The following is a 20,383-nucleotide window of genomic DNA, read 5'->3' as shown; positions in this document are numbered from 1 at the left end:
ATCAACGGCCGGCAAAGTGTTCAATGCTCACCTGTACGAAATCGAGAACGCCTGGCACCGGCGCATTCGGCTTGCGCACCGTAATCTTGGCGCGCGTGATCTGGTGGAACTTGTCGCAAAGGCCCTTGGCGATATCGAGCGCCAGCGATTCGATCAGGTAGCGGCGCCTGCCTGTCACGATCTCCTCGATGACTGCGAAGGCGACTCCGTAATTCACGGTATCGTCGATCGAATCGCTTTCGAGCGCGTCCCCCGCAATGACATCGAGTTCGGCATCAACGAAGAATCGCTGGCCGAGGAACTCCTCTTCGTCGTGCACGCCATGACGCGCGAAGAAGGCGCAATTCTGCAGCGTGATTGTATATTGCATGCCCATTCAGCCTTCTCCCCGCTTGAAATTCCGGCCTGCCGCCAGCATAGCATCCGCCATCACCAGCGCGTCCTTGTTGATTGCGACATTGTGCACCCGGAAAACCGCAGCGCCCTGAAGGCGCAAAAGCGCGCTTGTCGCTGCCGTCGCAACATCGCGCTCAGCCGCGTCGTGCCCCGTCACCGTGCCGATGAAGCGTTTGCGCGAGGTACCGGCGATGAGCGGCAATCCGAAACGGTGCAGCTCGGAAAACCTTGCCATCAGCTCCAGGTTCTCATCGGCATCCTTGGCAAAGCCGAACCCAGGATCGAGCACGATCCGCTCACGCGAAACGCCGGCTTCCGCCGCGATCTCCAGAGAGCGAGTGAGAAAATGATGCTGGTCGGCAATCACGTCGGGAAGCTTCTCGCGTTCCCGGCCCGTATGCATGAGGCAGAGCCCGGCGCCGGTATCGGCCGAAACCTTCGCGATCGCCGCATCCTTCTGCAATCCGAACACGTCGTTGATGATATGCGCGCCGACGCCGACCGCCAGCCGCGCCGTTTCCGCCCGGTAGGTATCGACCGAAATCAGTGCTTCGCTTGTGCCGCGCAGCGCCTCGATCACCGGCAGCACGCGCGCCTGCTCTTCCGAAGGGCTGACGGCGGCAGCGCCCGGACGCGTCGACTCCCCGCCGATGTCGATGATCTCCGCCCCGTCTGCGAGAGCCTGGAGGGCATGCGCAACGGCGGCATCGACGCTCTCATAACGTCCGCCATCGGAAAAGGAATCCGGCGTTACGTTGATGATCGCCATGATAACGCCACGCGGTCCGAGTTCTATTTCGCGGCCGTGTGCCAGCCGCCAGAAACTGCTTTGAAGCTGTCTCACGGGGGTTATCCCACTGATCAAAAAAGCCTAAGCTCTGTATTGCGCTTGGGGTGCCTATGCCCCAAGCTCGGTCAAACTTCAACACGGGTAGCGTCAAGAATGCCTTCTGCTTCGCGTTATATGCGTCTCGTGCTTGCTTTTTCCATGACGCTTGCGCTCTGCAGCCAAGCCGCAGCCGAAGTCATTGCGACTAAGACCTACTCCTACTTCGATATCCGTGGAAAAACGGCAGGCCAGCTCGATGACGAACTGAGCCGGCGCGGACCAACCGCAAGCGGCTCGTCGGCCCGTCATCCCGGCGCCACCAAGATCCGCTTCAGCGGCGAGGCAAGCTATATCCAGAAGAACGGCCGCTGCCGCCTCGCCAGCGCGAAAGTCGTTGTCCACACGCAGATCATCCTGCCACGCTGGCGAAACCGCCGGGGCGCAAGCAAGGAACTGTCGATGGTCTGGGATGCGCTCTCAAGCGACATCAAGAGACACGAAGAGCGTCACGCGGAAATCGCCCGAACGATGGCCCGCCGCATGGAGCAAAGGATCCGCTCGCTACCGGCCCAGCGCAGCTGCGAGGTGATGCAGGAGCTGGTCTCGGAGGAATCCAGCCGCGGAATAGAAGAGCACGACAGGGTGCAGGCGCAATTCGACCGCGTCGAAGCCGTCAATTTTGAGCGCCGGATGATGCGTCTGCTCAGCAACCGAATCAATGCATCCGCGCGCAGGAATTAGCCGAATTTCGGGCACGGAACGCTAAGAACTGTGTGCTATACAAGCAACCCTGTGCAAAAAAAGCCCACGTCCTCCACAGCCTCTCGGCATATTGGGATATGCGACTCAGCCCGCACGCGCTAATATGAACACATACGAAAGTTTAGGCGGGTACGCCTGATCTTTCGTATTGGTTCTCCTGGCGCGTTGTAAGCCGCGGGCGGTCCTCCCTCGTCCGATTGGTTATGCGCCCGCCTCGCCTCGCTCGTCCGTCTGGCGTGCGAGGCTTCTTTTTGAAGCCGATCAGGCCTGCCGCTCGGGCACGTGCACGGTCAGCCCGTCAAGAGCGGCTTTCATCCGGATCTGACAGGAAAGCCGCGAGCTAGGACGGACGTCAAAGGCGAAGTCAAGCATATCCTCTTCCATCGGTTCCGGCGGGCCAACGCGATCCGTCCACTCATCGTCGACGTAAACATGGCAGGTCGCGCAGGCGCATGCGCCGCCGCATTCCGCTTCGATGCCCGGCACCGAGTTGCGCACGGCATTTTCCATTACGGTGGATCCTTGGTCAGCATCCAGCTCGAAGCGCGTGCCGTCAAAGGCGACGATAGTCAGTTTGGGCATGTTGTTTTCCGGTAAACGTAGAGGGGAGGATCAGGATTTTTCTTCCAACAAATCTGATAGGCAGTCAACATCGACCGCCTTCACGGTTTAATTCCACATTTAAAAACGACAGGCTTTTCCGTTTGCGCCATGCAGCTGGTCACAAAAAGACCGCCGCTCCGGCATGGAGCGGCGGACAGAGCGCCCGACAATTCTCAGCTCTATAGGTCAGGACCTAGCGGCTGAGTTTCAGAATGAAGTTTTCAGCCTCTACGATGGCGGCCCCGACCGCGGCCATGTTGGCCGGGTCGCTGCAATCGGCCTCGAGCTTGTCCGCCGCAGCAGACACCCAGAAGGCACCGACCGAGCTCGCTGCGCCTTTCAAACGATGGGCTACGGCTGCCATGCTCTTCGTGTCGCCTGAAGACAGCTTCTGCAGGCAAGCGCGAGCCTGTCGCGCGAACATCTGCAGGACCTCGGCTTCCAGGGCCTTGTCGCCCATCGTCTGCTTCGCCAGATGAACAAGGTCTATCGGACGGCCTTTTGAAGGGCATGGCCCCGTGGAATTATCCGGCGCCTCGAACGCGATACTGACTGCTGCCATGTGCAAACTCTCCTGTTTCTGACGCCGCCTTTAAAGCCATGCTGCGTTGGGAGAATGGCAGCCGCGTTAAATTTCGGGACAGTTCGAAGCGAATTCTCGCGCTATGGTTAACGGCCGTTAAACATGCTGAAATTATCGGATTTTCGCCTCTCCTAACGTTAAATGATGTTAACAACATGTTAACGAGTGGCGCTTGGCAAGGGTTCGTTAATTGTCTCAGCAGGCCGGATGTGTCACTACGATACTCGTATAGTAAGTTTCTGGTACGTGCCTTTGCGGCCTAAGTGGATAGTGGTAATGTTTTGATACCGTCCGTTTGCAAAAGCGGCTATCTACTCTGAAATGACATGCTTATCCGTGCCTCGGTGGGGGCGTGGAAAGCGTCAGAGGCAAAGGTTAGATCCGGGCGCGGCGCTGTCCGGAAATGCGGCTGAACCGGCTGAGATGTAACGAGGCGTAACCGAATGGCGAACAATAAATATAGCGAGTCGATCGAGGACAAGGCGTTCCAGGCACTGGACGAAGCACTCCAAATCGACTTCAGCCAGCAAGGCGCACCGCCTCGCGGCGGCAAAACGCCCAACCCTCCGGCAGCCAAAGCATCGGACACGCCATCTGCCCGCAGCGATCAAGCCGAGCAGAGCCCGCGCCGCCCTGGCCGCGGCGCCAGGCCCCCCGAGCCGCCTGCGCCACGTTCGCCGGCATTGGAGCCGGCAAACGACGCCAACCGCATGACCGCGGCCAGCATCCTGAAATCGCTGGACGGCGGCTCGACGCGTCCGGCCGTCCGCAACGCGACGCTCGTCTCGCTGCTGTGGATCGTCGGCGGTCTCGGTCTGATCGCCCTTCTCTACTCCCCGCAGATCTGGCAGGTCCGTTCGCTCTCCGATCTCGTGGCGCTGCCGGGCGTCGTTGCCGGGATCGTCGGCATCGTCGTGCCGGTCCTTCTGTTCTACGCTTTTGCGATCATGATTTCGCGTGCCCAGGACATGCGCAATGCGGCCCGCTCGATGGCGGAAGTCGCTCTTCGCCTTTCCGAACCAGAAACCATCGCTTCCGAGCGCATCATGACCGTTGGCCAGGCCGTTCGCCGCGAAGTCTCCGCCATGAACGAAGGCATCGAGCGTACGATCGCGCGCGCCTCCGAGCTCGAGACGCTGGTTCATTCCGAGGTGAATGCACTTGAGCGCAGCTATGCCGATAACGAGCTGCGCGTGCGCGGCCTGGTGCACGAACTCGGCTCCGAGCGTGAAGCCATCATCAACCATGCGGAGCGCATTCGCAGCTCGATCGTCGGCGTCCACGATCAGCTGAAGGAAGACCTCTCGCTCGCAACGGAAGAAATTGCCGTCCGGCTGGCGACTTCCGGCGAAGCCTTCGCCTCAATGATCGACACGCGCGCTGCAACGCTCACGGAAAAGTCGGAAACGGCGATCCAGTCGCTCGGCACGCTTCTCGCGGCAAAGACCGATTCGCTGCTGCAGACGCTCACCTCGTCCGGTTTCGCGCTGGCGCATGAATTCGACACGCGCCTGGAAACGCTCACCTCCGGCCTCAGCGAGCATGGCGAACAGCTGCTCGGCCAGTTCGAAACGCGCGCCTCCACGATGGACAGCACTGCCGAGAAGCTGAATGCGGCCCTGAACGAGCGCGCCCGCCAGCTCAACGAGATCCTGATTGCCCGCACCCGCGAAATCAACGACAGCCTGACTGGCGGCGAACGCGAGATCACCGGGGCGCTCGACGACGTGCTTGCCAAGCTCAACACCACGCTCGACGAAAAAGGTGCAAGCTTCCGTCAGAGCCTGCAGTCCACCGCCGACGAGGCGATCATGGACCTCGACCTGCGTTCAGGCTTCTTCGACGAGCGTCTGCAGTCGACCGTTGCCCAGATGTCGACGGCGTTCGACGAGCGGGTGGCGGAATTTGCAAACGCCTTCGACAAGCGCGCCGGTTCTCTCGATACCAAGCTGATGGAAAGCCTCGCGCGCATCAACGAGACGCTGGCCGGCGGCTCGGATTCGATCGACGGCATTCTCAATTCCAGCATCGAGCGCCTTGGCACCTCGATCACCGACCAATCCTTTGCATTGGCAACGGCGCTGAGCACGAGCCAGGAAGTGCTCGAAGGCGCGCTCGGCAACAGGGTCAACGAGATCTCGGAGGCGCTCTCCACGCGGACCGGCGAGATCACCACAGCCCTGCGGACGGCGACCGGAGAGATCTCCGAGGCGCTGACCTCCGGCGTTTCCGAGCTGCATGGCAGCCTTTCCGGCCGCACCAGCGAACTCACCTTTGCGCTGCAGAGCGCCAGAGAGGAAATTTCCGGAGCGTTGGCATCCGGCACGTCCGAACTGCAAACGAATCTCTCGAGCCGTACGAGCGAACTCACGTCGGCGCTGCAAAACGCCAAGGGCGAGCTCTCCGAGGCTCTCGCATCCGGCACCGGCGAACTACAGGCGAACCTTTCGAGCCGCACTCGCGAACTGTCCTCCGCGCTGCAGAACGCCACCGGCGATATTTCGCTGGCGCTTGCCACCGGCACATCCGAACTGCACAACAATCTCGCCGCACGTTCCACGGAATTCCGTGAAACCCTCCTTTCGACGACGTCCGATCTCACCGCTGCGGTATCCGCCGGCACGGAGCAGATCACCTCGGCATTCGGCCGCGCCGACGAGCTCAACGACGTGATCTCCCAGCGCGCCGCAGCGATTACGCAGGCGCTGGATTCTGCCCATGAGCGCATCGACGGCGTCATGGCCGAGCGCAGCAATGCGCTCGTCGATGCCCTGTCCAGCAACCACGACCGCCTGACCGACGCCCTCGATGAAAAGACGATGGCGCTTGCCATCTCGCTCGACGACAGCCAGAGCCGCTTCGATAGTGCGCTCGAGGCGCGCACCAACGCGATCCTCGACACGGTTGCGGGCGTCGAGGCACGGGTTGCCGGCGCCTTCACCGACAAGACAGACGCGATCCGCAGCGCCTATACGGAAAATCAGGACAGGCTCGAACGTTCGCTCGGCCAGCACGCGGAAGCCCTTTCCTCCACGCTCACGCGCAACAACGACCGGCTGGAGACGTTGACGGGCGAAGCGGCCGCGCGGATGGAGACGCTGACCAGCGAAGCAGCCGACCGGCTCGACGGCGGCCTTGCCTCCGCCCACGAGCGTATCCGCGCAACGCTGGATGACCGTTCGAACGCGATCAGCCTTTCGCTCAACGAAGCGCATACTCAGATCCGCGACACGCTGTCCGACCAGGCGATGACCATCAGCGCCTCCGTCGCGGCAAGCGCCAGCATGCTCGAAATGTCGCTGGAAGATCACGAGGCTTCGCTCCGCCAAACGATCGACAGCAGCGCCAAGTCGCTGGACGAGCGGCTGCAGGAAGGTGTCGGCCAGATCGCCGGCCGCTTCCAGGACGCGGCGGGCGAAATCTCGCGTTCCGCAGAAACCTTCTCCACGCATCTCGATCAGTCCATCGACGGCATGACGAGCCGCTTTGCCGAAACCGGTTCGCGCGTCGAAGCAGGGCTCACCGCTCTCGAAAACCGCATCCGCGACGGCGTCGGTGGTGTCGCCGAACAGGTGGACGCCGCAGGCCTGCGGCTGTCCGGGACGCTCACGGAGAGCATTTCGCAGTTGCGCGAACTCGGCGACGACGCCGCGCTGCGCGTGACCACCGTGCTGGAGAGCACCAGCGACACACTCGCCAGCGCAATCGATGAGCGCACCGCGCGTCTGGCAACAACGATCGACGAAAGCGCGACGACCCTGACGACCGCCGTCGACGAGCGCGCGGCAAATCTCACGGCGTCGCTGGACGATCGCGCGGCAAATCTCACAGCATCGCTCGACGAGCGCACGGCAAATCTCACACAATCTCTCGACGAGCGCGCTGCACAATTCACCGGATCGCTTGCCGATCGCACCGCAAATCTGACGGCCTCGCTCGACGAGCGCACCGCCAATCTCACTGGCGCACTTGACGATCGGACGACGGGCCTCAAGACGTGGATGGACGAACGTGCCGAAAGTCTCGCGTCCTCGCTCGACGAGCGGACTGCAAACCTTGCTCTGGCCATGCATCGCGGCGGCGAACATCTGGACGAACGCCTGTCCACAATGGATCGCGCGCTGACCCAGGGCCTCAACGCGGTGAATCAGACGATCGAGGGCAAGGCCGCGGGCCTCGCATCGACGCTGCGCACCGCCGTCGCCGACGCGGCCCAGGGCATGGACGCCGAAGCCGCACGCACGGCGGAACTGATGGCCCGTACCGGCCAGCAGTTCACCGAAGGCCTCGATCAGAGAAGCGGCGAGTTCGCACGTGCCATGGACGAGCGCTCCGAGCATATCGTCAGCCGCGTTTCCGAGGCACAGAACCGCCTTGCAAGTCAGGCTGCCGCCGTGGCCCAGACCTTCTCCGAAGCGGGCAATGCGATCGTCAACAAGGTCGCCGAGGCCGAGGGCCTCGTCAGCGGCCAGGTCAACGCCATCTCGCAGGCCCTGTCGGACGCGCAGTCCTCGCTTGAAACGCGCGGTACCGCGATCCGCACGACGATCTCCTCCGCCAGCGACGAGATCGCTGCAAAGATGGCGGAAGTCGATCGCGCCCTTGAAGCCCGCGGCAGCGCAATTCGCTCCGGCCTCGAAGAGCGCGCTCGCGAAATCGACACGACTTTGACGGATGTCGAAAAGGCGCTCGAAGCCCGTGGCAATACCATCCGCTCGACACTCGACGAACGCACTCGCGAACTCAATTCGATGCTCGCCGGCCGCTCCTCCGAGCTGTCGCGCCTCATCGACGAGACCGCGCGTCCGATGATCGAGCGCTATTCGGAAACCGGCAAGGAAGCGGCGGCCCGCATCGCGTCTGCCGCAGAGCAGAGCGCAGAGCGCCTGCGCGCCGAAAACGCCGCACTTGCGAATGCGATCGTGGCACGTACGGAGAGCGCGGCCACGGCGGTCAACGCAATTGAAGGCAGCCTGCTTGCAAACGTCAACACGCTGATCGAGCGCTTGTCCGAAAACAGCGCCTCGATGGCGCATATGATGAACCGCGCGGCAGAAGATCTGACCAACGTCGACGGCCGGCTTGGCGAAACCACCGCGCGCTTCACCGACTCGGCGTCCAAGGCTGCGGAGATGGTCTCCGCCTCCACCCGCCTTCTCGAAGGCAAGGTCGACCGCCTCTCCAATATATCGGGTCAGACGCTGGCGCAGGTCGGCGGCATCGTCAGCCGCTTCGACGAGCACTCGAAGGTGCTTACCCAGGCTTCGACCCTGCTCGGCGCTGCGCAGTCGAACCTGGTCTCGACACTGGAAGAACGCGAAGGCGCGCTCCAGAGCCTGTCGGTCAGCCTCGTCCAGCGTTCCGAAGACATCGAAAAGACGATGCACGCGCTCTCGGGCATGGTCGAAACCGCCTTCGAACGCGCCGAACAACGCGCCAACCAGGTCGCCGGCAATCTGCGCCAGGGCGTGCAATCCTCCTTCGCCGATGTCGGCCGCGTGCTCTCGGAGACCGAAAAGCGGGCCGAGGAAGCCGCCGCCGCGTTGCGCAATACCATCGCCAAGGCCGGCGAAGAGGCGAACGCTGCGATCGAAGGAACCTTCGGCGGTGCGGAACGCCGTTCGAACGAGCTGTCGAACCGCCTTCGCGGCGGCCTGACGGCATCGCTTTCGGAGGTCGAGCGGATGCTCGGCGAGGCGGGCCGCGCTTCGGACGGCGCCTCCCAGAAACTCCGCGAATCGCTCCGCGAGGCCGTCGACGAAGCGATTGGCCGCTTCTCTGGAGCCACCGAGGAAATTCGCCGCTCGGCCGGCGAGATCCGCAAGGAACTCGACATGACGCGCAGCGAGCTGAAGCGCGGTGCATTCGACCTTCCGGAAGAAGCCAAGGAAAGCGCAGCCGCGATGCGTCGTGCCGTTGCCGAGCAGATCAAGGCGCTGCAGGACATCTCGCAGATCGTCGGCCGCTCCACGCAGCAGCTCGAAATCTCCGAGCCGGTCGCGCGCGCGGCAGCGCAGGCCCAGCCCGCTCCGCGCCCGGCACCGGCACCTGCGGCGCCACAACCGGCCCCGGCTCCGGCCCGTCAGCCGATCGATGAGGGCTTGACGCTTCGCGGCTCGATCGCGCCCGCAAGCCCGGCAGTACCCGCTCCGCCGCGCGCCACACCGGCGCCGGCCACGCCTGCCCGCCAGGAAACCGGTGGCTGGATCAGCGACCTCCTGCGCGGTGCCTCGCGTGACGAAGCCGCCCAGGAAACGCCTGCGGCCCGTCCTGCTGCTCCGGCCCCCGCCCCGGCACAGCGCGCCAGCGACAACCGCAATCCCCGGCATGTCGTCGAATCGTTGAATTCGCTCTCGGTCGATATCGCCCGCGCCATCGATCACGATGCCTCGGTCGATCTCTGGCGCCGCTATCAGCGTGGCGAACGCGACGTCTTCACGCGCCGCCTCTACACGCTGAAGGGCCAGCAGACCTTTGATGAGATCAAGCGGAAGTACGACCGCGAGCCGGAGTTCCGGACCGCCGTCGATCGCTACATCGCCGATTTCGAGAAGCTGCTCTCCGACGTCGCCCGCACCGATCGCGACCGCACGATCACCCAGTCCTACCTGACCTCGGACACCGGCAAGGTCTACACGATGCTGGCCCACGCCGCGGGCCGCCTGAGCTAACGGTAGCAAAGCAAAAGATTGCTGCAGTAAGGGCCGCCTCCAGGCGGCCCTTTCTTTTGCGCGATCATGTGGGCGGCGCACCTAGCGAGCTGTGTCCTTAAGGTTCGAGGCTAAGATTTGCGTGCCTTGATGATCAGCGACGGCATGTCGAATTCGATCGTACCGCCACTGGTCACGAAGGGCCTGAGCGCCGTCTGCGACTCCTTGAGGAGCCGCTGGAACTGTTCTTCGGTCAGCACGCCGCCGAGCGTCCACACGCAGGCGCGTTCGGTCGATACCAGCGCATCGATCGACCTGAAGCGGACCTTTCCATTACGCTGGACGATCTCCGCGCCCGGTAGACCCGCTTCATTGCAGATTTCACGCAGTCTCCCGGCGTCGCCGAGGCTGAAGGGCGCGCGGAAGGCATCCCCCACCTTCTTGCCGAACAGCCGGTCGAGCAACAGCGCGAAGGTGCCGTATCCCGGCGAGTTCTCGACCGCATCGCACACCGCGACAGCCAGCCGTCCGCCCGGTTTCAGGACCCGCATCATCTCGGCAAGCGCCTTCGGCTTGTCCTCGAAGAACATCAAGCCGAACTGGCTGACAACGGCGTCGAAGCTGTTATCCGGCAAAGGCAGCGCCTCGGCCATTCCTTCGATCCATTCGATCTCCCCGGGCTTGCGGTGCGCAACCGCCAGCATTTCCGGATTTGCGTCGAGCCCGATAACCGAGCCCGAAGGGCCGGCGATCTCAGCTACGGCCAGCGTCAGGGCGCCAGTACCGCAAGCTACGTCCAGCACGCGGTCCCCTTTCCGCACCCGGGCTTCCGCGGCGACGACCGGCCCCCATTGCGCAAAAAGCGCCGGCACGAAATGGGCGTCGTAGATCTCGGCCGGACCGCACACTCTCTCAAGTGTCGTCATAGCTTCCTCCGCCTTGAACTTCAGGCAGCGGCACATCCGGTGGATATGCCGGCGGGGATAGGATACTCTCTAAACATGGTCCAAGCCCATGACCGGACGTCTTTGTCGCTTGCCGTATCGTCCAAGATGCTCGATGCGGGGCGGTCAAACAGCGCTGCTGCTGAGACGGAGATACCTGCCCAGCACAGACCGCTCGGCGCCGATCCGCTCTCGGACGTGCTGGGCACCGTCAAGCTGACGGGCGCGATGTTCTTCCTGGTGGACGCGTCGTTCCCCTGGGGCGTGGCGGTGCCGCCAGCGCGGGCGTTTTCCTCCATCATCCTGCCGCGCGCCCAGCATATCGTGTCCTATCACATCATCCTGAAGGGCTCGGGCTGGGCCGGCATTCCCAACGTCACCTCCACATCGTTCGAGGCCGGCGACGTGCTGGTGCTGCCGCATGGCGACCCCTATTCGATGCTCAGCGAACCCGACCAGCAGCCGGAATTCGACACCGACGCGACGATGGACTTTTTCCGGGCCATGGCGGCGGGCAGGCTGCCGTTCGTGGCCAGGGAAGGCGGCGGCTGCGAGCCGCGCTGCGAGTTCGTCTGCGGCTTTCTCGGCTGCGACATGCAGCCCTTCAATCCCCTGCTCTCGACCCTCCCGCGCCTTCTGCGGATCAAGCGGTCGCACAACGGGCGTGAAGGTCTCCTGAGCAGCCTCATCGACCTCACGCTCGCCGAGGCGCGCCGGGCGCGGATTGGCGGCGGCTCCATCCGGATGAGACTGAGCGAACTCATTTTCGTCGAGGTGATGCGCCGATATCTGGAGCGCCTGCCGGCTCACGAGACCGGCTGGCTCTCGGGCCTGCGCGACCCTCAAATCGGCAAGGTCCTGATCATGCTCCACCAGCAGCCCGCATATCCGTGGACGCTGAACGAGCTGGCAAGCCGCGCCTGCATGTCACGCGCCGCCCTCGCGGCCCGTTTCACCCATCTCGTCGGCCACGCCCCGATGCAATACCTGACACTCTGGCGTATGCAGATTGCCGCGCGCCTCCTTGGCGACAGTTCCATGAAGGTGGCCGCCGTGGGCCGTGAGATCGGATATGAATCCGAGGCTGCCTTCAGCCGGGCGTTCAGGAAGACCGTGGGCGTCTCACCCGCCGCGTGGCGAAGCCCTTACATAGGGTGATCGGTGAACTCGACGATTACCCCGGGCTTGACCATCGCCGCCAATTCCTCCGCGTCCCAGTTTGTCAGGCGAACGCATCCGTGTGAGCCGGCCTTATCGATGAGGGACGGTTCCCGCGTGCCGTGAATCCCGTAGGTAGGCTCCGACAGATCGATCCAGACGCTTCCCACGGGTCCGTTGGGGCCGCCGGGCAGCTTTAGCACCTTCCTGTTGTTGCCCTGCTGGAAGTTGACTTTGGGGTTGTAGGTGTAGGTAGGCATTCGAACGACGCCCTTGACCTTGTGCGTGCCAGAGGGCGAAGGCGCCTCTTCGCTGCCGATGGTAGCAGGATAGACGGCAAGCAGCTTGCCGTCTTCAGCGAAGGCCAGGACTTGCCCCGCTTGCTTGCGCGCCTCTATCCGCTTGACCTTACCCTCCCTCGCGGCGCCAGGCATCGCAACCGACACCGTCCCTCCGACGGCAAATTCCGAGCTGGAATTGAGCGCTTTGAGAAGGTCGATGTCCATGTGAAACCGCTCGGACAGTCTCTCCGCGATGCTTGTATATCCGAGATGCTTCATCTTGGCTTGTTTGGCGTAGTCTTCCGGAATGCTATCGACGAGACCCTTGGCATCGTCTTCGGAGATGACATAAGGCTGGATGACGGGCCCATCGTCTGAAAGTCGACCGATCACCGCGGGGTCCGGCTTTCCGTCAACCGGAAGACTCAGCATAGCCTCAAATCCGGCGATCGCCTTGGTGACATTCTCGCCGTAGTAGCCGTCGATCACCCCGGGAGATGAACCCGCGCGGTCCAGAAGAACCTGGAGATGAACGATGGCGGGATCCGATCGGGGCGCGGGTTTAAGCGGTCGCTCCGGCGAAATCGAGGCAATCGAAGCATTGTTGATGGCGTCCGGCTGAAGCTCCTGAGCACTGGCGGTGCCACAAAGGACCAATGTCAGTGATGCTGCGATGAGAGTCCTGTTCTTCATGAACATCAAAGCCGCAGCGACCGAACTTGTTCCGCCGGCTGGCTTCGGCATTCGGATCAAGCTTGACCTCCGCAGATGTCCAAAGCGGGCGCCAACAATCGCCACAGTCGCGTCAATAATACCAGGTCAGCCTTGAAGGTGAACGTGTGGTTGAATTGATTTCCCAGGAACACTTTTCAGCACTGAAGCAGACCGTCGTGCTTTCCGGCGGGTTCCGGCTTGCCTGTTTCGAAATGGGCGACCCCAACGGCGTGCCCGTCCTCCTGCTCCACGGGTTTACGGACAGCGCGCGAAGTTGGAGCCTCACCGCACCGTATCTGGCGACGGGCTTTCGCCTCGTTGCGCCGGACCTGCGCGGCCACGGACACTCCGACCGGCCTGAGGGCTGCTACACGATTCCCGAGATGGCGAATGATGTGCGGTTGCTGATAGAGGCCTTGAACCTTGCACCCGCCCACTTGGTCGGCCATTCGCTTGGCGGACGGCTTGCCCAAGCGATCGCTGAGCGGTGGCCCCATCTCGTCCGCAAGATCGTGCTGATATCGACCTCCGCCGCGGTGCGTGAACGTCGGGGCTGGTTGTGGGAAAACATTCAGATGCTCCGCGATCCAATCGATCCCGAAAGCACGTTCATCCGTGAATGGTGTTCCGGGGAAGTTGCGGTCGACGAGAATTTCCTCGCCCATGCGCGACGCGAGAGTGCCGCATTGCCGTCACGAATCTGGCATTCGATTTATTACGAGCAGCTTGCCTATGATCCGTCAGCGCTTCTGCAGGATATTTCCGCGACGACGCTCATCCTATGGGGCGAAGAGGACATGATCGCGACGGAGGAGGATCAGGCCCGAATGAAAGATGCAATCGTCGGCGCGAAGTTCATTTCTCTTCCCGGCCACGGCCATAACCTCCATTGGGAATCCCCCGAAAAGGTGGCCGGCTTGATCCGGGCATTTCTGGAGCATCCGTGACAGGTCCTGGCGCGAAGCCGTCGTGTCAAACTGGCTCCTGCACGGAAATGTATCCATCTTTCATGACCGGAAGCGCATTCGCACGGCTTCAAGGATATGTTGAGGGCGGCCGCACGAAAGAAAGGCGCCAGCCACCCGTCTCAGATCGAAGTCAATGTCCAGTTGACGATCTGCCCCGTCACCGCCGCGAACGCGCGGTCGAGCGCCTTCACATATCCCTCGCTCGAGCCACCGCCTGCCGGCGTTGCTGCGCGGAAAACCCTCTGCGCACGGACGGTACCGTTACGGTCGTTGAGGATCATCGCCGAGATTTCGACGACTGCCTGGTTGCCGGCGCCTGCGTCGATCTCGAAGGAGCGTATTTCGGTGACGACCTGATAGTCGATCGCAAGGCCCTGCCCCGGCTTGCCGACGCCGCCGAGTTTGCCGGAGTTCTGGTAGGCCTCGACGAGCTTCGACTGGACCATGCGGGGCAGGCTGTCGCTCCACTGCGAGCGCGCCAAATACTGGATCACGGACGGAGAGACGCGGACAACGATCTGATCGCTGTTCAGCGGCTTCAGCGCCGTCGGCTCCTGCACGAGAATCTGGCTTCGCCTGGCCGCCGGCCCCTCACCGCTGACGGGCGCCGACAGATCAAAGGTGTCATTCTTGGCAGCTGTACCGCAGCCGGTCACTGCTAGCGCCACCAACGGCATAAGGATTGCGGTCCTCGCCAGCAAGGCACGGCACGCCCACACATGCGATACGCCCATATGCTACCTCTGCTTCCTCAATATCCATGTCAACGGCGCGTCCGGCCGTCATATTGCTTCACTGTATCGCCGCCAAAAATGAGCCGCTGCGGAGAGCGGTCGAAATTGCTGATCGCATCGTTGAGATTCTGCACGGTCCGGCGGGCATCGTTGACGAGCGCCTGCACGTCGCCCAAACCACCGCCCGAGAATTTCTGCAGATTGTCCGCGATCGGACCGATGCGGGCATTCAGATTGTCCGCCACCTTCTTGAAGGATTCGAGCGTTGTGCGCGCTTCCGCAAAGAGTGACTGCGAATTGTCGGTGCCGAGCATCGCGTCGAGCTTGATCAGGATGCCGTCGACGCGGGTGGAAGCCGAGTTCAGCTTGTTCGCCATCTGCGAGACGTCCTGGATCGTCTGGTCGATATCTTTCCGGTGCGCCGACACCGTATTGGCAACGTCGCGGATGGAAGCAACCGCAACGCGCGCATCTTTGGTCGCCTGCGCGATATCGTCAACCGAGCCCTTCACCTTGGCGGGATCGACCTGCGCGATCAGCGTATCGACGCGGTCGAGTGTCGTCTGCGCCTTCTTGCCGAAGTCGTTGAAGGTCGTCGCCGTCTCGTTGAACCTCTGAACAGCACCCTTCAGATCGCCCGACGCATTGGCGATGTCGGTGCTGACCTTTTGGGCGTTCGTGAGGATCGTATCGATCTTTTTGGCATCCACGGCCTTCACGAGCCCCTCGATCGCGACAAGGGTGGAATCGACACGGCCGGAGACGTTGCGCACGGTCTCGGAAAGCTGACCGACACTCTGCAGGAAGGAATCGATATTGCCGGAATTCTTCGCCAGTGCATCGGAGAAGGTTTCCGCATTCTGGAGCGTTTTCGTGAGCGACGGGCGGGCGTCCTGGACAAAAGTCTGAATCTGGCCGATCGCGTCATTTGCTCGGTCGAGGATCTTGTCGGCCGTGGCCAGCAGGTTCGTCACGCTCGACTGGTCTGCGACGATCACCGCGCGCTGGCCGGTTTCCAGCGACTTTTTCAGGATGTTATCTTCGCCGACCCTGCCGCCCGAGAGCTCGATATAGGCCGCTCCCGTCAGGCCCTGGATTTCAAGGATTGCCTTGGTGGACGGATAGATGGGTGCGTCGACGCGCACCTCCGTGAACGCAAGCGAATACTGCGGATCGTCGGCGTCGATGGACAGTGACGTCACGGAGCCCACCTGAATACCGTTGAAACGCACCGGAGAGCCGACGCTGAGGCCGTTCGCGGAACCCGGAATGCGAACCACGAGCTCCGCCATCGGACCGCTTCGGCCATACTCCGCCATCCAGTAGACGAAGCCGAAGGCGGCAGCGATCACCAGAACGGTGAAAAAACCGACGATTGTGTAATTCGCTCTCGTTTCCATCGTTTACTTCCCGCTGCCGTGTTCGGCGCTCTCGGCGCGGCCAGCTGCGTTTTCTCCTTGCGGCACGATCGCGCGCGCGCGCTTACCCTTGAAATAGGCCTGAACCCACGGATCGTCATAGGCCAGCATATCTTCGATCGTTCCCTCAACCATTACTCGCTTGTGTCCAAGCACGGCAATACGGTCGCAGACGGAAAACAGGCTGTCGAGGTCGTGGGTTACCATATAAACGGTCAACCCGAGCGTATCGCGCAGGCGGGCAATCAACTCGTCGAATTCCGTAGCGCCGATCGGATCGAGGCCGGACGTCGGCTCGTCCAGGAAAACCAGGTCCGGGTCGAGAGCAAGAGCGCGCGCCAGTGCTGCGCGCTTGATCATGCCACCGGAAAGCTCGGATGGATATTTGTCCGCCGCATCCGCAGCAAGGCCGACGAGCCGGATCTTCAGGTGCGCCAGCTCGTCCATCAGGGATTTCGGCAGATCCAGATATTCGCGCATCGGCACCTGGATGTTTTCCTTCACCGTCAGCGAGGAAAACAGCGCGCCCTGCTGGAAAAGCACGCCGAGGCGCATGTCCAGCGCATTCCGCTCGGCCTCGCCGAGCTCATCGAAGTTCTGGCCAAGGATCTTGATCGTACCGGATTGGCGGGGCAACAGCCTGAGAATGGTCCGCATGAGGACTGATTTACCGGTGCCCGATGCGCCGACGAAGCCGAGGATTTCACCGCGGTAGATGTCGAGGTTGAGCTTGTCGAGCACGATCTTCGAGCCAAAGCCCACGGTGACGTCGCGCGCTGACAGCACGATGTCCCGCTCCTTCTTCCCGCCCGGCTCTGGTACCTGCCCGTCCACGCTGAACCCTTAAAAATCGATGGCCGCATAGAACATGGCAAACAGCCCGTCCATGAGGATGACGACGAAAATCGACTTCACGACCGAAGCCGTGACGTGCTGGCCGAGCGATTCGGCACTGCCTCCGACCTTAAGGCCTTCTACGGCGGCGACAATACCGATGACGAGCGCCATGAACGGCGCCTTGATCATACCGGAGAGCACCGTCGACAGCGTGACGGCCTCGTGCAGGCGCGAAAGGAACGTCGCGAAGGTGATTCCGGAATAGGCCCAGGCCACCGTTGCCGCACCGAAGAGCGAGGCGAAGTTTGCAAGCACCGTCAGAAGCGGCAGCGCCACCGTCAGCGCCACAAGCCGCGGGAAGATCAGCACGCCTATGGGATTCAGGCCCATGACCTTCAGCGCGTCCACTTCCTCGCGCATTTTCATGGAGCCGATTTCCGCCGTGATCGCGCTGCCCGAACGGCCGGCGATCATGATCGCCGTCAAAAGCACGCCGATTTCGCGAAGCTGGAGGATGCCGACAAGGTCAACGACGAAGACCTCAGCCCCGAAATACCGGAGCTGGAAAGCGCCCTGCTGGGCGATGATGGCGCCGATCAGATACGACATCAGCAGGATGATCGGCACCGCCCGCACACCCATATGATCGATCTGATTGACGATCGAAGCCGGAGAAACGCCACTGCCGCGCCCGAATTTCATCTGCGCGCCGCGCACGGCGGACCCGAGAATATACATCGCAGCCGTGAGGTTATTCCAAACCTCGACAGTCATCTCGCCGATCGGCGCGAAGATTTTCTCCGCAATGCCGGTTTTCTTCGGAGCCTCGACTTCCTGCTCCGCCGGCTTTTCGGAAAATTCTTCGATCAGCTCATCGATATGCGGATTGGTTCCCTCGAAACGAACCTGCCGCCCGGCCGCCTCTCCCTGCTGCTTGAGGCGGCACAGCAGCCACACGCCAGCGGTATCGATATCCGTGACGTGGGACAGATCGAGCGTCAGATCGCCTTTGCCGTGAGAAATCTTTTCGAAGTCGCGCAGGACGAGATGGATGTTGGCGCTGCGCCAATTGCCTTCGAGATGAACGCGGCGCTCTCCACCATTGGCTTGGTCGTCAACATACAGAGAGGCGGCGCTGCGGGTCTCGGGCTTCAAAACGCTTGTGTCTTTCAGAGCTTGGGGCGACATTGCCGACTCGCGAACATATCGCTCGCGCCCGGCGCGTTAATATACCGAAAACACCTAGAATTTCCATGCTCGCAGGATTGCAATTATGCCACGCTCGCTCGAAATCGAGATGAACTCATTTCCTATCGCAGGCACCTTCACGATCTCGCGCGGTGCAAAGACTTCGGCGGAGGTGATTACCTGCGTTCTTACCGAAAACGGCAGGCGTGGTTGGGGCGAATGCGTCCCTTACCGCCGCTACGGCGAAACGATGGAAAGCGTGGCAGCGCAGATTGAAGCGGCCCGCCCACTGATCGAGCAAGGCATTTCAACTGAAGACCTGCTGCGCGCCATGCCTCCTGGCGCGGCAAGAAATGCCGTCGATTGCGCCATATGGGATCTGGAGGCCAAGCTTGGCGGGCAAGGGGTCGCGGAGCGCCTTGGTCTCGCGTCCCCGCAGCCGCTCACGACCGCCTATACGATCTCGCTCGGAGAGCCGGAGGTCATGGCCGCGCAGGCGCGCGAACATTCCGCAAGGACGCTGCTCAAGGTCAAGGTCGGCACTGGCGACGACGAAAGCCGGATCCGTGCCGTGCGCGAAGCCGCACCCGACAGCATCATCATGCTCGATGCCAACGAAGGCTGGCCCGAGGAAACGCTCACGCATCACCTGCGCATCTCTGCCGAAATGAAGATCGCCCTCGTCGAGCAGCCCCTGCCCGCGGGCAAGGACGAAATGCTCGCCTGTATCGAGCGCCCGATCCTCGTCTGCGCCGACGAAAGCGTTCATCATACCGGCGATCTCGCCAGTCTCCGCGACCGCTATGACGCCATCAATATCAAGCTCGACAAGACCGGCGGCCTGACGGAAGCCCTTGGGATGAAGCGCGAGGCACAACGCCTCGGCTTCCAGATCATGCTCGGCTGCATGGTCGGCACTTCGCTTGCCATGGCGCCTGCCGTGCTGCTGGCGCAGGATGCGGAATTCGTCGACCTCGACGGCGCGCTTCTGCTGGCACGCGATCGGGAGCCGGGGTTGCGCTATACCGCCTCTCTGGTTTTTCCGCCGGAGAAGGAGCTTTGGGGCTGAAGGTAATAGGCCGTAAAGACGAGGGCCATGCCCAAGGCTGCGACCAGCGCCATGACATAGTAGCTCGCGAGGCCGAGCCAGCTGTAGATATAGCCCGAGGCAAGCGTCATCAGCCCCATGAACATGCCGTTGTAGAAGAAGTAGGCACCTTGGGCGGATGATTCCTGCGTCGCCTGAACCGTGGCGACGATCCGGCGCTGTACACCGGTATGCACAAAGGCATAGGTGCAGGAGTGGAAGCACTGCAGGAAGAAGAAGCCGGCAAAACCCCAATGCATCGGAAACAGGATCCAGCGGCAGATGCACACGGCACAGCCGATCCGGATGAGCGTCCAGGCGCTGAAGCGGCGGTTGAGGTGCTTCGAAACGAAGAACACCATAACCTCGGAGGCGACGCCGGCGCTCCAGAGAATGCCGACCTCGGTTCCCGAAAAACCAAGCTGGTGCCAGTAGATCGAGGCAAACGCATAGAGCACCGCATGGCTCGACTGCTGTATCGCGACGCCCCAAAGCAGCACCAGAAGATGAGGCTGCCGGAGCGAACTGCCAGTCGCCGCCGGTATGTCGACGGGTGTGCCGCGCCGGCGCGTCGGCCCGATCCGCGGACAGTAGATCGCCATCAGCATCGTCGCGACGAAGCCGAAGATCATGACCGGCAGCACCATGGAGCCGCCCCAGTGGCCGATCATTTCGCCGCCGACCAGCGTCGATGCGATGAAGGCGATCGAACCCCAGACCCGCATCGAGCCATAGTCGAGCCCCCACCGGCGCACGCCGGAAATGACGATCGACTCCACGACCGGCACATACGGCGCGAAGGTCGCTCCCTGCATCGTGAAGACAATCAGCACCGGCCAGAATGTTGTCGTCCAGTAGAGCGCCACCGCCGTCAGCAACGACAGTCCGCCTGACCAGAGCAAGACGTCGGCACGCTCCTTCATGCGGTCGGCATACATGGCAACGATCGGCGCCACGAGAACGCGCACGACCATCGGCACCGCCAGAACGACACCGATTTCATGATCCGTGAATTTGTGAACCGCGAGCCAGACGGGAAAGAAGGGAAGAACGACGCCGTTGACAATCAGGGGGGCGCAGTAAGACAGGGCGCTGAGCAGCCGGAAGCGCGGCGGCGGCCCCTCACCTGTCGGGGCGTTTTGGGCGGGAATCATTGGTTGACCTGTAGGAAACTGTGCGTCACCTATCACATCAACCTAAGCGCGACTATGGCGAGAAATGGCCGCCCCTG

At 62.3% G+C, this 20,383-nt stretch carries 16 protein-coding genes; 5 read left to right on the top strand and 11 right to left on the bottom strand.

Annotated features, from left to right (window positions below):
* Position 1 precedes the first annotated feature (1 nt).
* A complete protein-coding gene (gene folB, locus HGP14_RS17415; RefSeq protein ID WP_168831111.1) occupies positions 2-376 on the bottom strand; it encodes a dihydroneopterin aldolase in 375 nt (124 codons plus the stop codon).
* Positions 377-1,240, bottom strand: coding sequence for a dihydropteroate synthase (gene folP / locus HGP14_RS17410; RefSeq protein ID WP_168831110.1), 864 nt, complete (start codon positions 1,238-1,240; stop codon positions 377-379).
* Between the two features lie 99 nt (positions 1,241-1,339).
* Here folP and HGP14_RS17405 point away from each other — a divergent pair, with 99 nt between their 5' ends.
* Positions 1,340-1,966, top strand: coding sequence for a DUF922 domain-containing Zn-dependent protease (locus tag HGP14_RS17405; RefSeq protein WP_168831109.1), 627 nt, complete (start codon positions 1,340-1,342; stop codon positions 1,964-1,966).
* A 282-nt stretch (positions 1,967-2,248) separates the two neighbouring features.
* Here HGP14_RS17405 and HGP14_RS17400 read toward each other — a convergent pair whose 3' ends face one another.
* Positions 2,249-2,569 (bottom strand): 2Fe-2S iron-sulfur cluster-binding protein, encoded by a 321-nt coding sequence (locus tag HGP14_RS17400; RefSeq protein ID WP_168831108.1) that lies wholly within the window; start codon positions 2,567-2,569, stop codon positions 2,249-2,251.
* Between the two features lie 214 nt (positions 2,570-2,783).
* Positions 2,784-3,152 carry an Hpt domain-containing protein gene (locus HGP14_RS17395; protein WP_168831107.1) on the bottom strand — a complete coding sequence of 123 codons (369 nt, stop codon included), beginning with the start codon at positions 3,150-3,152 and terminating at the stop codon, positions 2,784-2,786.
* A 464-nt stretch (positions 3,153-3,616) separates the two neighbouring features.
* Between HGP14_RS17395 and HGP14_RS17390 the strand changes: the two genes are divergently transcribed.
* A complete protein-coding gene (locus HGP14_RS17390; RefSeq protein WP_168831106.1) occupies positions 3,617-9,844 on the top strand; it encodes a hypothetical protein in 6,228 nt (2,075 codons plus the stop codon).
* A 110-nt stretch (positions 9,845-9,954) separates the two neighbouring features.
* Here HGP14_RS17390 and HGP14_RS17385 read toward each other — a convergent pair whose 3' ends face one another.
* Positions 9,955-10,749: a class I SAM-dependent methyltransferase gene (locus HGP14_RS17385; RefSeq protein WP_168831105.1), complete on the bottom strand. Its 795-nt coding sequence runs from the start codon at positions 10,747-10,749 to the stop codon at positions 9,955-9,957.
* 75 nt (positions 10,750-10,824) lie between these two features.
* On the opposite strand from HGP14_RS17385, the gene HGP14_RS17380 reads away from it, so the two are divergent.
* Complete coding sequence (locus HGP14_RS17380; RefSeq protein ID WP_246704492.1) at positions 10,825-11,925, top strand: AraC family transcriptional regulator; 1,101 nt, start codon at positions 10,825-10,827, stop codon at positions 11,923-11,925.
* Here the strand turns inward: HGP14_RS17380 and HGP14_RS17375 are convergent.
* Positions 11,913-12,905, bottom strand: coding sequence for a L,D-transpeptidase (locus HGP14_RS17375; protein WP_168831297.1), 993 nt, complete (start codon positions 12,903-12,905; stop codon positions 11,913-11,915). The two genes, HGP14_RS17380 and HGP14_RS17375, sit on opposite strands and share 13 nt — an antisense overlap.
* Before the next feature lie 140 nt (positions 12,906-13,045).
* On the opposite strand from HGP14_RS17375, the gene HGP14_RS17370 reads away from it, so the two are divergent.
* The gene (locus HGP14_RS17370) at positions 13,046-13,867 is read left to right on the top strand and encodes an alpha/beta fold hydrolase (RefSeq protein WP_168831104.1); all 822 of its coding nucleotides are present in this window, start codon (positions 13,046-13,048) and stop codon (positions 13,865-13,867) included.
* Positions 13,868-14,007: 140 nt separating this feature from the next.
* Here the strand turns inward: HGP14_RS17370 and HGP14_RS17365 are convergent, their stop codons facing one another.
* Genes HGP14_RS17365 through HGP14_RS17350 form a run of 4 tightly spaced genes read right to left on the bottom strand, consistent with a single transcriptional unit; the run spans position 14,008 to position 18,050 of the window.
* Positions 14,008-14,622 (bottom strand): ABC-type transport auxiliary lipoprotein family protein, encoded by a 615-nt coding sequence (locus tag HGP14_RS17365; protein WP_168831103.1) that lies wholly within the window; start codon positions 14,620-14,622, stop codon positions 14,008-14,010.
* Between the two features lie 29 nt (positions 14,623-14,651).
* Complete coding sequence (locus HGP14_RS17360; protein WP_168831102.1) at positions 14,652-16,022, bottom strand: MlaD family protein; 1,371 nt, start codon at positions 16,020-16,022, stop codon at positions 14,652-14,654.
* A gap of 3 nt (positions 16,023-16,025) precedes the next feature.
* Entirely contained in the window at positions 16,026-16,874 is an 849-nt protein-coding gene (locus HGP14_RS17355; protein WP_168831101.1) for an ABC transporter ATP-binding protein, read from the bottom strand.
* A gap of 9 nt (positions 16,875-16,883) precedes the next feature.
* Positions 16,884-18,050 carry an ABC transporter permease gene (locus HGP14_RS17350; protein WP_246704501.1) on the bottom strand — a complete coding sequence of 389 codons (1,167 nt, stop codon included), beginning with the start codon at positions 18,048-18,050 and terminating at the stop codon, positions 16,884-16,886.
* 100 nt (positions 18,051-18,150) lie between these two features.
* Between HGP14_RS17350 and dgcA the strand changes: the two genes are divergently transcribed.
* Positions 18,151-19,134 (top strand): N-acetyl-D-Glu racemase DgcA, encoded by a 984-nt coding sequence (gene dgcA / locus HGP14_RS17345; RefSeq protein ID WP_168831099.1) that lies wholly within the window; start codon positions 18,151-18,153, stop codon positions 19,132-19,134.
* Here dgcA and HGP14_RS17340 read toward each other — a convergent pair.
* Entirely contained in the window at positions 19,086-20,306 is a 1,221-nt protein-coding gene (locus HGP14_RS17340; RefSeq protein ID WP_168831098.1) for an MFS transporter, read from the bottom strand. The genes dgcA and HGP14_RS17340 overlap by 49 nt on opposite strands.
* Positions 20,307-20,383 lie beyond the last annotated feature (77 nt).

The organism is Rhizobium sp. P32RR-XVIII (genome assembly GCF_012641395.1).
Lineage (GTDB): Bacteria > Pseudomonadota > Alphaproteobacteria > Rhizobiales > Rhizobiaceae > Rhizobium.
The sequence above is the reverse complement of the archived record's forward strand: the minus strand, read 5'-3'. Positions and strand labels throughout refer to the sequence as shown.

What these genes read in the sequence shown, in the direction of transcription:
- HGP14_RS17385 (WP_168831105.1), bottom strand. Translation starts at nt 10,749, where the DNA reads ATGACGACACTTGAGAGAGTGTGCGGTCCGGCCGAGATCTACGACGCC.
- HGP14_RS17405 (WP_168831109.1), top strand. Translation starts at nt 1,340, where the DNA reads ATGCCTTCTGCTTCGCGTTATATGCGTCTCGTGCTTGCTTTTTCCATG.
- HGP14_RS17360 (WP_168831102.1), bottom strand. Translation starts at nt 16,022, where the DNA reads ATGGAAACGAGAGCGAATTACACAATCGTCGGTTTTTTCACCGTTCTG.
- HGP14_RS17400 (WP_168831108.1), bottom strand. Translation starts at nt 2,569, where the DNA reads ATGCCCAAACTGACTATCGTCGCCTTTGACGGCACGCGCTTCGAGCTG.
- HGP14_RS17395 (WP_168831107.1), bottom strand. Translation starts at nt 3,152, where the DNA reads ATGGCAGCAGTCAGTATCGCGTTCGAGGCGCCGGATAATTCCACGGGG.
- HGP14_RS17365 (WP_168831103.1), bottom strand. Translation starts at nt 14,622, where the DNA reads ATGGGCGTATCGCATGTGTGGGCGTGCCGTGCCTTGCTGGCGAGGACC.
- folB (WP_168831111.1), bottom strand. Translation starts at nt 376, where the DNA reads ATGGGCATGCAATATACAATCACGCTGCAGAATTGCGCCTTCTTCGCG.
- HGP14_RS17340 (WP_168831098.1), bottom strand. Translation starts at nt 20,306, where the DNA reads ATGATTCCCGCCCAAAACGCCCCGACAGGTGAGGGGCCGCCGCCGCGC.
- HGP14_RS17390 (WP_168831106.1), top strand. Translation starts at nt 3,617, where the DNA reads ATGGCGAACAATAAATATAGCGAGTCGATCGAGGACAAGGCGTTCCAG.
- HGP14_RS17380 (WP_246704492.1), top strand. Translation starts at nt 10,825, where the DNA reads ATGGTCCAAGCCCATGACCGGACGTCTTTGTCGCTTGCCGTATCGTCC.
- dgcA (WP_168831099.1), top strand. Translation starts at nt 18,151, where the DNA reads ATGCCACGCTCGCTCGAAATCGAGATGAACTCATTTCCTATCGCAGGC.
- HGP14_RS17375 (WP_168831297.1), bottom strand. Translation starts at nt 12,905, where the DNA reads ATGTTCATGAAGAACAGGACTCTCATCGCAGCATCACTGACATTGGTC.